The sequence below is a fragment of the Aliidiomarina iranensis genome, from assembly GCF_003987135.1.
GTDB classification, from domain to species: domain Bacteria; phylum Pseudomonadota; class Gammaproteobacteria; order Enterobacterales; family Alteromonadaceae; genus Aliidiomarina; species Aliidiomarina iranensis.
Window position 1 is genome coordinate 1 of the sequence record NZ_PIPJ01000003.1, and the last position, 12,266, is coordinate 12,266.

General features: G+C 44.5%; 12 protein-coding genes and 1 rRNA gene. All 13 read left to right on the forward strand.

Features of this window, described 5'->3' with window-relative positions; all coding sequences use genetic code 11:
• The first annotated feature begins 3 nt into the window (after nucleotides 1-3).
• The 13 genes from rrf to CWE08_RS05755 all read left to right on the forward strand — a co-directional run bounded on the left by rrf (nucleotide 4) and on the right by CWE08_RS05755 (nucleotide 12,250).
• Nucleotides 4-119 (forward strand): 5S ribosomal RNA (gene rrf, locus CWE08_RS05695).
• Nucleotides 120-503: 384 nt separating this feature from the next.
• Nucleotides 504-1,493, forward strand: coding sequence for a S41 family peptidase (locus CWE08_RS05700; protein ID WP_126766595.1), 990 nt, complete (start codon nucleotides 504-506; stop codon nucleotides 1,491-1,493).
• Nucleotides 1,494-1,583: 90 nt separating this feature from the next.
• Nucleotides 1,584-2,156 (forward strand): alpha-ketoglutarate-dependent dioxygenase AlkB family protein, encoded by a 573-nt coding sequence (locus CWE08_RS05705; protein WP_198677094.1) that lies wholly within the window; start codon nucleotides 1,584-1,586, stop codon nucleotides 2,154-2,156.
• 116 nt (nucleotides 2,157-2,272) lie between these two features.
• Nucleotides 2,273-2,587 (forward strand): BolA family protein, encoded by a 315-nt coding sequence (locus CWE08_RS05710; protein WP_126766600.1) that lies wholly within the window; start codon nucleotides 2,273-2,275, stop codon nucleotides 2,585-2,587.
• 70 nt (nucleotides 2,588-2,657) lie between these two features.
• Nucleotides 2,658-3,836, forward strand: coding sequence for an enoyl-ACP reductase FabV (fabV, locus tag CWE08_RS05715; protein ID WP_126766603.1), 1,179 nt, complete (start codon nucleotides 2,658-2,660; stop codon nucleotides 3,834-3,836).
• Between the two features lie 276 nt (nucleotides 3,837-4,112).
• A complete protein-coding gene (locus CWE08_RS05720) occupies nucleotides 4,113-5,453 on the forward strand; it encodes a Na(+)-translocating NADH-quinone reductase subunit A (protein WP_126766606.1) in 1,341 nt (446 codons plus the stop codon).
• Between the two features lie 2 nt (nucleotides 5,454-5,455).
• Nucleotides 5,456-6,679 (forward strand): NADH:ubiquinone reductase (Na(+)-transporting) subunit B, encoded by a 1,224-nt coding sequence (locus tag CWE08_RS05725; protein ID WP_126766609.1) that lies wholly within the window; start codon nucleotides 5,456-5,458, stop codon nucleotides 6,677-6,679.
• On the forward strand, nucleotides 6,672-7,427 hold the full coding sequence (locus CWE08_RS05730; RefSeq protein ID WP_126766611.1) for a Na(+)-translocating NADH-quinone reductase subunit C: 756 nt from the start codon (nucleotides 6,672-6,674) through the stop codon (nucleotides 7,425-7,427). The genes CWE08_RS05725 and CWE08_RS05730 overlap by 8 nt, the downstream gene beginning before the upstream one ends.
• Nucleotides 7,427-8,059: an NADH:ubiquinone reductase (Na(+)-transporting) subunit D gene (locus tag CWE08_RS05735; protein WP_126766614.1), complete on the forward strand. Its 633-nt coding sequence runs from the start codon at nucleotides 7,427-7,429 to the stop codon at nucleotides 8,057-8,059. The genes CWE08_RS05730 and CWE08_RS05735 overlap by 1 nt, the downstream gene beginning before the upstream one ends.
• Before the next feature lie 4 nt (nucleotides 8,060-8,063).
• Entirely contained in the window at nucleotides 8,064-8,672 is a 609-nt protein-coding gene (gene nqrE, locus CWE08_RS05740; protein ID WP_126766616.1) for an NADH:ubiquinone reductase (Na(+)-transporting) subunit E, read from the forward strand.
• Nucleotides 8,673-8,715: 43 nt separating this feature from the next.
• A complete protein-coding gene (gene nqrF, locus CWE08_RS05745; protein WP_126766619.1) occupies nucleotides 8,716-9,942 on the forward strand; it encodes an NADH:ubiquinone reductase (Na(+)-transporting) subunit F in 1,227 nt (408 codons plus the stop codon).
• Nucleotides 9,943-10,129: 187 nt separating this feature from the next.
• Nucleotides 10,130-10,363, forward strand: a complete 234-nt coding sequence (nqrM, locus tag CWE08_RS05750) for a (Na+)-NQR maturation NqrM (protein ID WP_126766621.1) — start codon at nucleotides 10,130-10,132, stop codon at nucleotides 10,361-10,363.
• 87 nt (nucleotides 10,364-10,450) lie between these two features.
• Nucleotides 10,451-12,250: an aminotransferase class V-fold PLP-dependent enzyme gene (locus tag CWE08_RS05755; protein ID WP_126766624.1), complete on the forward strand. Its 1,800-nt coding sequence runs from the start codon at nucleotides 10,451-10,453 to the stop codon at nucleotides 12,248-12,250.
• The last annotated feature ends 16 nt before the right edge of the window (nucleotides 12,251-12,266 follow it).

Genomic DNA, 12,266 nt, shown 5'->3' on the forward strand with positions numbered 1-12,266 from the left:
TTGTCTGGCGGCCATAGCGACGTGGAACCACCTGAATCCTTTCCGAACTCAGAAGTGAAACATGTCAGCGCCGATGGTAGTGTGGGGCCTCCCCATGCGAGAGTAGGACACCGCCAGGCGCCTATTACGACAAAAACCCCAGCCCGAAAGGCTGGGGTTTTTTCGTATTCAAAGAGCGGTGTTCTACTCTCGAGTAGGGCGGAGCAGGTTCCCGGTGAAGCCAACCTTTTGGCTTCACCCTGCGAAGCGGGGTGAGCTCTGCGAGCCCCTGGCAAACCGCCAGGCGCCTATTAAATAGAAGAGCCCTTCGCGTAAGCGAGGGGCTTTTTTGTAACTCTAATTTAGATGCGTTGTCATGTCCCTAAGTTTTTTTTAAGCAATGTGCAAAATGTGCTGAAGATTCGCCTAACGATCCCACAGTCCCATCACGACTAAAACTAAAGATCGAATATGTTTTAGATATCCGTTAGGATCTATCATTGAATTTTGTGTGGATTAAATTAATGCTTAAATCATTAAGATGGCTGGGAATAGCCATAGCTTTCAGTATCTCTGGTTGTCAAGTAACACAAACTCAAAGTAACTCACCCCATACCAATGCACAAGCCTACGAGATGTCCGAAAAGGCGTTCTCATACTTATCTACTGGATTTGATTTTATTCAGCAAACAGCGATAGATAAGGAAACTATAGACTGGATTGTTTTGCGAGAGGAAGTATTTACTGCAGCTCAAGGGGCTCAAGAAGCAGAAGACACATATCCGGCTTTGAGAATTGCTATAGCCCATCTTAATGATCAGCATAGTTATTTACATACCAGTTGGGATATACAGCGGAATCGAGAGATAGTAAATTTACCAAGAGGCGAAAAGTTAACGGACGGTATATCGTTATTAGCGATCCCAACTCACGTTGATCAATCAGATGAAGTGTCACGTAGCTATATTTCAGCTGCACATCACTTTATACGCCAAGTTGTTGGCTCTTGCGGATGGGTTATTGATTTACGTGGAAACCGAGGCGGAAATCAAGGCCCTATGATTATTAGTTTAGCGCCGTTTCTTCCATCTGGGCTAGATAGTTATATTTGGTCGCCTACCAGCGGCGTGAGTTATCTTTACAGTAGAAGCTTTGCGGAACATAGTTCGTTTTCATATCTATTTAGCTTGTCGAAACGTTTTCCTAACGCTTTGAAAGATAAACCGGTAGCTGTTTTGATTGATAGAAATACAGGTAGCTCAGGCGAAGCTACATTAGTTCAGTTTTTAGGTCGAGCAAATACAAAGACTTTTGGAACGCGAACTAGCGGTGCGAGTAGTAATATTCACATTATGTACATGACCGACGGCGCTATTCTCGGCGTAGCAAATGGCTACTTTGTTGATCGTGAAGGCAAAGTTTATAGAAATGGTATCGAGCCAGATATAGCCCTTGGTGACCGCAATATTATTGATGAAGTAACTAGTTGGTTAGAAGAGGTTCATCGATGTTGATGAAAAGCCTTACATGGTTCCGAATGATGTTTGATTTTATAATAATTATGAAATAACAAACATGAACAAGTAATGGATGGATGCAAGAGCTTGAAACTACCCCTTGTTGATGCAGAAATAGCCTACATAGCTGATTTCTTTTCCAACGACGAAGCTGATCGCATATATACGGCGTTGTTGGATGAGTTATCTTGGCATCAAGGTGATGTTCATGTTTTTGGTAAATGGTATAAAACACCGAGGTTGCAGGCTTGGCATGGTGATAATTCGTTAGTTTATCGTTATTCGGGTAAAGCTCTTACAACTGAGCCCTGGACTAAAACCCTAATCGAAGTTCGCTCGCGTTTAGAGGCTGCCGGCTTTGCTCCTAACGCGGTTTTGGCTAACCAATATCGAGATGGTAGCGATAAAATGGGTTGGCACAGTGATGATGAGCCAGAGCTTGGAGAGCAGCCGGTGATTCTCAGTTTAAGTTTTGGTGCCGTGCGCGATTTTGATTTAAGGCACAAAAAAACGAAAACTACGCATCGAATTTCTCTAGAGCATGGTAGCTTGCTCGTTATGAAGGGCAGTACGCAGAAATTTTGGCAACACCAACTGCCGCAGAGAAAGCGAGAGAAAAGCCCCCGCATCAATTTAACGTTTCGAACTATCATCACGTAAAACTTTTTTATTTATTCGATAGCTTGTGGTTTTGAGGCCTTATTTAATTTTCTGCATTACGTTATTCTACGGCGTACCAACTTCTTTCATCTTGCAGTAAAAAAGGAGCATTATTTATGGGGCCTATACAAAGCCTTATTGAACATAAACTAAACTCAACTTTTACTCCCACATATTTAGAAGTAGAAAATGAGAGCCATATGCACGGTGGAAGTGCAAGCGAATCACATTTCAAGGTTACTATCGTCAGTGAAAAATTTATTGAAATGCCCTTGCTGCAGCGCCATCGTTTCGTAAATCAAGTTTTACGCGAAGAACTCGATGGCGCCATACATGCCCTGGCCATGCACACATACACGCCAGAACAGTGGGGAAATGTTGGTAAAGCACCTGATTCACCCGATTGCCGTGGCGGTAGCAAGCACATCTGATGTGTGAAGTGCCTACTAATCAGTTAGAATACAGGCAAATTTCATAGGATCATAGAATAGGAATCCGGCCATGGTTATTCATCCAAAGATTCGCGGTTTTATTTGTACTAACGCTCATCCGGTAGGATGCGCAGAGAACGTACGGCAACAAATTCAATATATCAAGAAACAAACTCCAATATCAGATGGCCCGAAGCGGGTTTTGATTATCGGTTGCTCTACCGGCTATGGTTTGGCTTCAAGAATAACGTCCGCTTATGCTTCTGGAGCTAAAACCTTAGGCGTGTGTTTTGAGAAAGAACCAACCGAGCGCAAAACTGGCACCGCGGGTTGGTATAACACAGCCGCATTTCATGAATTCGCAAAAGCTGATGGCCTCTACTACCATACTATTAACGGTGATGCCTTTTCTGATGAGATTAAGGCGCAAACGATTGCACAAATTAAGGAAGATTTGGGGCAAGTTGATTTGGTGGTGTATAGCCTTGCTTCACCTAAACGTAAGGACCCAGAGTCTGGGGAGGTGTACAGCTCTACGTTGAAGCCTATTGGCGAATCCTATACCACAAAAACTTATGATACCGATAAAGACAAAGTGCATGATATTAGCCTAGAGCCGGCAACCGAGGATGAAATTGCACAGACCATTAAAGTAATGGGGGGGCAAGATTGGGAACGCTGGATAGCACAATTGCATGAAGCAGGTGTGCTCGCACCTGATTGCCAAACAACAGCCTACACATATATAGGCAAAAAACTAACTTGGCCAATTTACGGGCACGCAACCATTGGCCGTGCGAAGGAAGATTTAGATCGCGCTGCAGCTAGTTTACGTAGTACTTATAAAGATATTAATTTAAGTGCGTGGGTTTCCTCGCTGAAAGCTTTGGTAACGCAAGCGAGCTCTGCAATTCCGGTAATGCCTTTGTATATTTCACTTATATATGGAGTAATGAAGGAAGAAGGTACGCACGAAGGCTGTATTGAGCAAATTTACCGTTTGTTCACCGAAGGGCTCTACACTGAAACACCAACGCTTGATGATAACAGCCGCTTACGCATGGACGGCTTAGAAACAAACGAGGCGACTCAAGCTAAAATCGAAGCTTTATGGGATCAAATTACCCAAGAGAACTTTCATGAATTAGCTGATTATGAAGGCTACCATGCCGAATTTCTGCGCCTATTTGGTTTTGCGATTCAAGGTGTTGATTATGATGCTGATGTTGATCCGCAAGTAAACTGGTAGCGATAAAATTTAAGTTACTAAATTGTACCTAGCGCCAATTAAATTTTTCGATTGGCGTGGCCTGTATTAACAAAAAACTGTACAATATGGCGCTGGAAGTTACTAGGTAACATTTCTAAGAATAATAGTAACATCAGTAGGAACCGGATAAATCCCGAGATACACTGCGTATCGAGCTGAAAATCACCCGAGAATCAGGGTTTTAGTGCACATACGCGGTTATCAAAAAACGAATTGAGCTTTCAATCTTCCTTAAATTGAGTAGTGCAAACGCGTATGATTACGATAAAGAAAGGTTTGGATATCCCTATTGCGGGAGCTCCACAGCAAATCATTGAAGATGGCCCTGCCATCAAAACCGTTGCTATCCTTGGTGAAGAGTATGTGGGTATGCGTCCAACCATGTCTGTCCAGGTCGATGACCGGGTCAAGAAAGGGCAGGTTCTTTTTGAAGATAAAAAGAATCCGGGCGTAAAATTCACAGCTCCCGCCGCTGGTGTAGTGAAAGAAATTAATCGGGGAGCAAGACGAGTTCTGCAATCTGTCGTTATTGAAATTGACGGCGATGAGCAGGAAACTTTTGCTCAGTACGATGAAGGCAAGTTGTTGCAACTAAGCCGCGAAAATGTTCAGCAAAACCTCGTTGATTCAGGTTTGTGGACAGCCTTGCGTACCCGCCCTTATTCAAAATCTCCAGCGTTAGATTCCGAGCCGAAAGCGATTTTCGTAAACGCTATGGATACTAACCCACTAGCCGGAAATCCTTTATTGGCGATCGAAGAGCAGCCAAAAGCTTTCAGTAACGGATTAAAAGTACTTAGCCGCTTAACTGAAGGTAAGCTTTACGTATGTTCAGCGCCGGATGCAAAAATTGATTTTGATTCAGCACCAGTTACTCATGAAACGTTCAAAGGCGTGCATCCTGCTGGTAACGTGGGTACTCACATTCACTTCTTAGAAGGCGTGAATATGAGCTACCAGGTTTGGCATTTGAACCCACAAGATGTGATTGCAATTGGCAAACTATTCACAACTGGCGAATTGTTTACTGATCGTGTTGTAGCGATTGGTGGCCCGGGTGTTAAGAACCCACGGTTACTTCGCACCCGTTTGGGTGCAAATTTAAATGAGCTCACTTCAGGTGAGCTAGTTGCTGATGGCCTCCGCATCGTTTCTGGTTCTGTACTTAACGGGCATAAAGCATCGGGGCCACATGCGTATCTTGGTCGTTTCCATAACCAAGTATCGGTAATTGAAGAAGGTGAAGAGAAGCTTTTGTTTGGTTGGATTTGGCCAGGCAAAGAAATGCATTCAATCACCCGTGCCTATACCGGGCATTTACGTCCGAAGAAGTTGTTTAATATGAACGCTTCAACAAATGGTTCAGATCGTGCCATGGTACCAACTGGTAACTATGAGCGTGTGATGCCATTGGATGTTATCCCAACTCTGTTGTTACGTGATTTGTGTTCAGGCGATATCGAAAGTGCACAAGCTTTAGGTTGCTTGGAATTGGATGAAGAAGATTTAGCCCTTTGTACATACGTGTGCCCGGGTAAATATGATTTTGGTCCACTTCTACGTAGTTGCCTAACCACGATTGAGAAAGAGGGCTAAACATGAGCTTAAAAAATTACATCGAACGTTTAGAGCCACAGTTTGAGCCAGGTGGAAAACATGAAAAATGGTACGCTTTGTATGAAGCGGTAGCTACCATTTTGTATACCCCTGGTAAAACAAACAAAGGTTCTACCCACGTTCGCGATAACATTGACCTGAAACGTATTATGATCTTTGTATGGATGATGACGTTTCCAGCAATGTTTTATGGTATGTACAATGTGGGTTATCAAGCCTCTCTTGCGTTGGCAGGTGGATTAGAGCTTGGCGATGCATGGCAAGTGGGCTTGTTCCAATTGCTAGGTGGTGAGTTCACTCCAGATGCAGGTTGGGGCACCATGATGCTTTATGGCGCCTGTTTCTTCCTTCCGATCTACGCAGTAACTTTCGTTGTAGGTGGTTTCTGGGAAGTTCTCTTCGCCTCCATCCGGAAGCACGAAGTAAATGAAGGTTTCTTCGTAACATCCGTGCTCTTCGCGTTGATATTGCCTGCAACTATACCGCTATGGCAAGTAGCCTTAGGTATCACTTTCGGTATTGTTATTGGTAAAGAAATTTTCGGTGGTACTGGCCGTAACTTCCTGAACCCAGCCTTAACTGGACGTGCATTCCTTTACTTCTCATTCCCGGCTGCTATTTCTGGCGATCAAGTATGGACCGCTGTTGATGGTCACTCGGGTGCCACATTATTGAGCCAAGCGTTTAACGGCGACATGGACTACGGCAATATTAATGGTGTTGTTGAGGGAACTTGGAGCTGGATGGATGCTTTCATCGGCCGAATTCCGGGTTCAGTAGGTGAGGTATCAACCCTTGCTATTCTTATCGGTGGTTTAGCGTTGATTTATTTCCGCATTGCCTCATGGCGCATTGTCGGTGGTGTGTTCATTGGTATGGTGGCGTTCTCTGGGCTGTTGAACTTGGTTGGTAGCGAAACTAATCCAATGTTTGCCATGCCTTGGTACTGGCATATGGTTATCGGCGGATTTGCGTTCGGTATGTTCTTTATGGCCACCGATCCAGTATCCGCGGCATTTACCAATAAAGGTAAATGGGCATACGGTATCTTAATCGGCTTTATGACAGTGATGATTCGGGTGATTAATCCAGCGTTCCCTGAAGGCATAATGCTTGCGATTCTATTCGCGAACGTTTTTGCTCCACTGTTTGACCATTTTGTTGTACAAGCCAACGTGAAGCGGAGGGCGTTACGCCATGGCTAGTAAAAATGATACGATTAGCAAAACCTTTACAGTGATCATCGCGCTTTGCTTGGTGTGTTCGATTGTTGTGTCGGGTGCTGCTGTTGGTTTGAAAGAGCGGCAAGAAGCGAATGCTGCGTTGGCAAAACAAGGTAATATCTTGGCTTCGGCAGGCATCGATTTTGCTAGCCAAGGTGCTGAAACCGTATTTGCCGAGCGCGTAAGAGTGCTTAGCTTCAATCATGAAACGGGTGAAGTAACTTCTTATGATTCCCTAGTTAATATGGAAGCCGCTCTTGCTGAGGCGAGTGCTTCACCTGTACAGAACAATGCCGGTGTTCGTGATATGCGTTCTGAACTTCCGGTATTTGCTATCCAAGGCGAGGGTGATGACAGCGTGCAATCATACGTTATTGATGTACGTGGCGCAGGCTTATGGGGAATGATGTATGGATTCGTTGCTCTTTCGGCAGATGGGCAAACGATTCAAGGCTTAAACTTTTACGATCATTCAGAAACACCAGGCTTGGGGGGAGAAATCCAAAACCCTCGTTGGGCTGGGCGTTTCGAAGGTAAAAAAGCCGTAGATGATAACGGCAACGTAGCGATCAGTGTTGTTAAAGGCGCCCAAGCTGATAAGAATCAAGTAGATGCGCTTTCTGGAGCCACTATTACCAGCAATGGCGTAGATAACACCTTCCAGTTCTGGTTAAGTGACAAAGCTTATGGCTCGTTTTTAGCAACGCTGCGTGAAGAGGGAGTAATTTAATGGCTAGCGCAAAAGAAATGAAGTCGGTGCTATTTGGGCCTATTTTAGCCAATAACCCTATTGCACTGCAGATACTCGGCGTATGTTCGGCACTAGCGGTAACTTCAAAGCTAGAAAATACGCTGGTAATGTGTATTGCACTTACGTTTGTATTAGTTCTTTCAAACGTATCGATTTCAATTATCCGCAATCACATTCCTTCAAGTGTGCGAATTATCGTACAAATGACAATTATCGCCAGCTTGGTAATTGTGGTTGACCAATTATTGCAAGCGTATGCTTACAATATTGCACAAGAGCTTTCAGTATTCGTTGGTTTGATTATTACCAACTGTATCGTAATGGGCCGAGCTGAAGCCTTCGCCATGAAAGAGAAGCCGGGCATGGCTTTTCTCGATGGTTTAGGGAATGGCTTAGGTTATTCGGTTGTGCTGTTAACTGTTGCGTTTTTCCGTGAACTCTTCGGTTCAGGTAGCTTATTTGGTTTACAAATAATGCCGCTAGTTACCGAGGGTGGCTGGTACACACCGGTAGGTTTGTTGGTATTGCCACCAAGCGCGTTCTTTATCATTGGCGGTTTTATTTGGGTACTACGTACTTTCCGCCCAGAACAAGTAGAAGCGAAGGAGTAAGCTCATGGAACACTATATAAGCATGTTCGTCCGTGCAGTGTTCATTGAGAACCTTGCATTATCATTCTTCCTTGGGATGTGTACATTCCTTGCGGTATCGAAGAAAGTTACCACGGCAATTGGCCTAGGTGTTGCGGTTGTCGTAGTACTGGGGATATCAGTGCCAATCAGTAACCTTGTGAACACTTTTGTGCTCTCGCCGGGTTCATTGCATTGGGCAGGGTTTCCGAATGCTGATTTGAGCTTCCTACGGTTCCTTACTTTTATCGGAATTATCGCTGCGTTGGTCCAAATCTTGGAAATGACGTTAGATAAGTACCTACCATCGTTGTACAACGCGCTCGGTATCTTCTTACCACTGATTACCGTGAACTGCGCGATCTTTGGTGGGGTGTTGTTCATGGTGGAACGTGATTATAACTTCACTGAAAGTATCGTTTACGGAGTGGGTAGTGGTGTTGGCTGGGCGTTAGCAATTACGCTGCTAGCTGCAGTGCGTGAGAAGCTGAAATATGCGGATATTCCTGATGGTCTGCGTGGCTTAGGAATTACCTTTATCAGCACGGGTTTGATTGGTTTGGGCTTTATGTCGTTTTCCGGCGTATCCCTGTAACCCCTCAGTTTAAAGAAGTAGTGGGAATATAAGGAACGAGTCGATGCAAGAAATATATCTCGGCGTGGGCATGTTCACCGTTATCGTATTAGCATTAGTTGTTGTAATTATTTTTGCAAAATCTAAGTTAGTACCATCAGGTGATGTCCAGATCGTCATTAACGACGATGAAGATAAAACGATTACAACCCAACCAGGTACTAAGTTACTGGGTGCTCTTGCGAATGCAGGTATCTTCGTATCTTCTGCCTGTGGTGGTGGTGGTTCATGTGGTCAGTGTATCGTGCACATTAAAGAGGGTGGCGGCGATATTCTGCCAACCGAGCGCGATCACATTTCACGCGGTGAAGCCCGTAAGGGTGCCCGTTTGTCGTGTCAGGTGAACGTTAAACAAAACATGAAAATTGAACTCGAAGAGGAAGTGTTCGGGATCAAGAAATGGGATTGTACAGTTCGTTCGAACGATAACGTGGCTACCTTCATCAAAGAGTTGGTATTGGAAATACCGGATGGCGAATCAGTGCCGTTCCGTGCAGGTGGTTATATTCAAATTGAAGCACCAGCACACCATGTGAAATTCAAAGACTTTGAAGTTGATGAAGAATACCGTGGCGATTGGGAACGTTTCGGCTTCTTTGATTTAGAATCTAAAGTAGATGAAGAAGTGATTCGTGCGTATTCGATGGCTAACTACCCAGAAGAATTCGGTATCATTATGCTTAACGTGCGTATTGCAACGCCGCCGCCAAATGATATGAGCTTGCCACCTGGGCAAATGTCTTCTTACATTTTCAGCTTGAAGAAAGGTGATAAGGCAACAATTTCTGGTCCATTTGGCGAGTTCTTCGCGAAAGAAACGGAAGCTGAAATGGTATTCGTTGGTGGTGGTGCGGGCATGGCGCCAATGCGTTCACACATCTTCGATCAGCTTCGCAGAATCAACACGAAACGTAAAATGTCGTTTTGGTATGGTGCGCGTTCGAAGCGTGAAATGTTCTATGTAGAAGATTTCGATATGCTTGCTGACGAAAATGAGAATTTCGATTGGCACGTGGCTTTGTCGGATCCAACTCCAGAAGATAATTGGGATGGGGATACAGGTTTCATTCACAACGTTCTTTATGAGCGTTACTTGAAATACCACCCAGCTCCTGAAGACTGTGAGTTCTACATGTGTGGGCCGCCGGTGATGAATGCTGCGGTTATTAACATGTTAAAAGAGTTAGGCGTAGAAGACGAAAACATCATGTTGGACGACTTCGGCGGTTAATGTGACATTGCGATAGCAAACACATTTAGATTACCAAATCTAACTCACTGAAAAGCTAGCCACCATGTGGCTAGCTTTTTTATATTTAAAAACAACGAACGAGCCTTAATGAAGGAACAATGAAAACTTTGTTAAAACGCGTTATAATATAACCTATTCGTGAAGTGTTTACCGAGAGGTGGTGAGAATGGAAACATTAATTTTAGCCTTTGTGCTGATGCTGATTATTATCGCTGGTATGTCGATCGGATTTCTCCTACAACGAAAAACCATTTCCGGTAGCTGCGGTGGGATTGGTGCTTTAGGTATGGAAAAAGCATGTGATTGCGATGATCCCTGCGATGACAAAAAAGCGCGGTTAGCGGCTGAACAAGAACGCAAGAAAAAAGAAGCAGCTTGGCAACAGAACAGAATTCATTAGTTTTTAAAAGAGGCGCATAGCGCCTTTTTTATTGCCCGCAATTCTATATAATAAATTTCTATAAGTTATTCTTCTTTGGAGTGTTAAGTGCCTTACCTTTGTGTGCCCGAAATTTTCCTCGATGCTAATGCAACTACACCTGTTTTACCGGAAATATTCGAAGTAATGCAGAATGTGTGCTGTTCTCAATATGGTAACCCAAGTAGCTCCCACCTTGCCGGCACTAAACCAAAGAAGATTCTTGCTGATACACGCACGGCAGCCGCTGAATTATTCAATGTTAACGATGGTCGTTTTATTTTTAATAGTGGAGCTACCGAGGGAATCAACACCGCGGTTCTCTCTGCTCTAGCACCATACACTGGGAGTGAACAAACCAGAAAGTGCCTGCTCTATGGAGCAACTGAGCACAAAGCCGTACCGGAGGCCTTGAAGCATTGGAATCAGGTATTAGGCCTGAAGGCTCAGCTATTAGAAATTCCTACTAATCAGTTCGGTGAGCTTGATCTAGAGTTCATAGAAAAAAACCTTAGTAAGGCCCTAATGCTCTGCACCATGGGCGCTAACAACGAAACTGGCGTTGTGCAAAACTTAGAAGAAGTAAACAGCCTGCTGAACCACAGTAGCAAAGTGCCTTGGCTAGTGGATAGTGTACAAGTTCTCGGTAAAGTGCCGCTTGATCTTGGTAAGCTAGCGATTGATTACGCTACATTTTCTGCCCATAAGTTGTATGGACCAAAAGGTACCGGTTGTTTATTTGTCCGCGATAGCGCGCCTTACACGCCCTTACAGCAAGGAGGAGGGCAAGAATGTGGGGAACGCGGTGGTACGGAAAACATGGCGGGAATTGCCGCGCTTGGAAGAATTTTTCAGTGGTTAAAAGCACCTGGCACTAGCCCTTTTCAGGACATGAATCAACTCTTGGCTTATCGAGATCAGATATTGAGTGCTTTACGCCACCTGTTCCCAGATCTAGTGCTTAATCAACCTTACCCGGGGAGTTTACCAACTACACTTAACTTTGCGGTTCCTGGGTTTGATTCTTCACAGCTTATAGCTATGTTTGATGCTGCTGGCATTCGCGTTAGTGCAGGCTCTGCATGCAGCAAAGGACGCCCACAAAGTTTCGTTTTAAAAGCCATGGGGCTTCCAAGCTGGCAATGCGAGGGCGCTATTCGATTATCATTTGGGCCGGCTTCGAGCCCGGAATTTATTCAGCAAGTTACCCAGCGAATCGAAGAGATGGCAAAGCGCCGAAACGCAACAGCAACACCTACTAACAATGAACTTTGGGTGCCAGACCCATTTGCGCTAGGGTTTGCAGGGTTTGCTGATAACGTTAATAAAACACTTTATTACGCAGGCGATATTCTACAAGTAGAGCAGTATCTTCAACAGAGATTTTCGAACTCTGAGTGGCAATTAACCAAGTTAGAGGCGGGTAAACATGAATTCGGCGATTTCTTTTTTAAGATTGCTGATGCAAACCATTTCACTATTGGTCATAACTACACCGGTAATGCGCTCGCTTTCACAAGTGGAGGCGTGGTGATCACAGAGAAACAATGTGAAGATGTTGAAATCATATCAGCAGAAGAAGTTATCCGCCGAAATTTCGTTTTAATCGACGTGCGTGAACGCCTTGAATTCACCATGCAGAGCTTAACCGATACCGAGTATTCGGTTATCGAAAGTGAACGGCATGATTGGTGCAGGTTAGCGCTTAGTTATACCCATGATAAGGCAACTGAGGCTGCGATAACGGTTTGTCGCTCTGGTGGGCGGAGTTTGAAAGCAGCCGCGCTTATCCATGCGGCGAGTAGGGCGAAAGTGTACTCTTGCTCAGATGGCGCAACCGACATCTTCCAACTACTCGCTGAAAAGTAGCTTCAGTTAAAGCTTT

Bases quoted from the DNA above. Each gene is read 5' to 3' on its own strand.
- CWE08_RS05700 (WP_126766595.1), top strand. From the start codon at position 504: ATGCTTAAATCATTAAGATGGCTGGGAATAGCCATAGCTTTCAGTATC.
- CWE08_RS05710 (WP_126766600.1), top strand. From the start codon at position 2,273: ATGGGGCCTATACAAAGCCTTATTGAACATAAACTAAACTCAACTTTT.
- fabV (WP_126766603.1), top strand. From the start codon at position 2,658: ATGGTTATTCATCCAAAGATTCGCGGTTTTATTTGTACTAACGCTCAT.
- CWE08_RS05720 (WP_126766606.1), top strand. From the start codon at position 4,113: ATGATTACGATAAAGAAAGGTTTGGATATCCCTATTGCGGGAGCTCCA.
- CWE08_RS05725 (WP_126766609.1), top strand. From the start codon at position 5,456: ATGAGCTTAAAAAATTACATCGAACGTTTAGAGCCACAGTTTGAGCCA.
- CWE08_RS05730 (WP_126766611.1), top strand. From the start codon at position 6,672: ATGGCTAGTAAAAATGATACGATTAGCAAAACCTTTACAGTGATCATC.
- CWE08_RS05735 (WP_126766614.1), top strand. From the start codon at position 7,427: ATGGCTAGCGCAAAAGAAATGAAGTCGGTGCTATTTGGGCCTATTTTA.
- nqrE (WP_126766616.1), top strand. From the start codon at position 8,064: ATGGAACACTATATAAGCATGTTCGTCCGTGCAGTGTTCATTGAGAAC.
- nqrF (WP_126766619.1), top strand. From the start codon at position 8,716: ATGCAAGAAATATATCTCGGCGTGGGCATGTTCACCGTTATCGTATTA.
- nqrM (WP_126766621.1), top strand. From the start codon at position 10,130: ATGGAAACATTAATTTTAGCCTTTGTGCTGATGCTGATTATTATCGCT.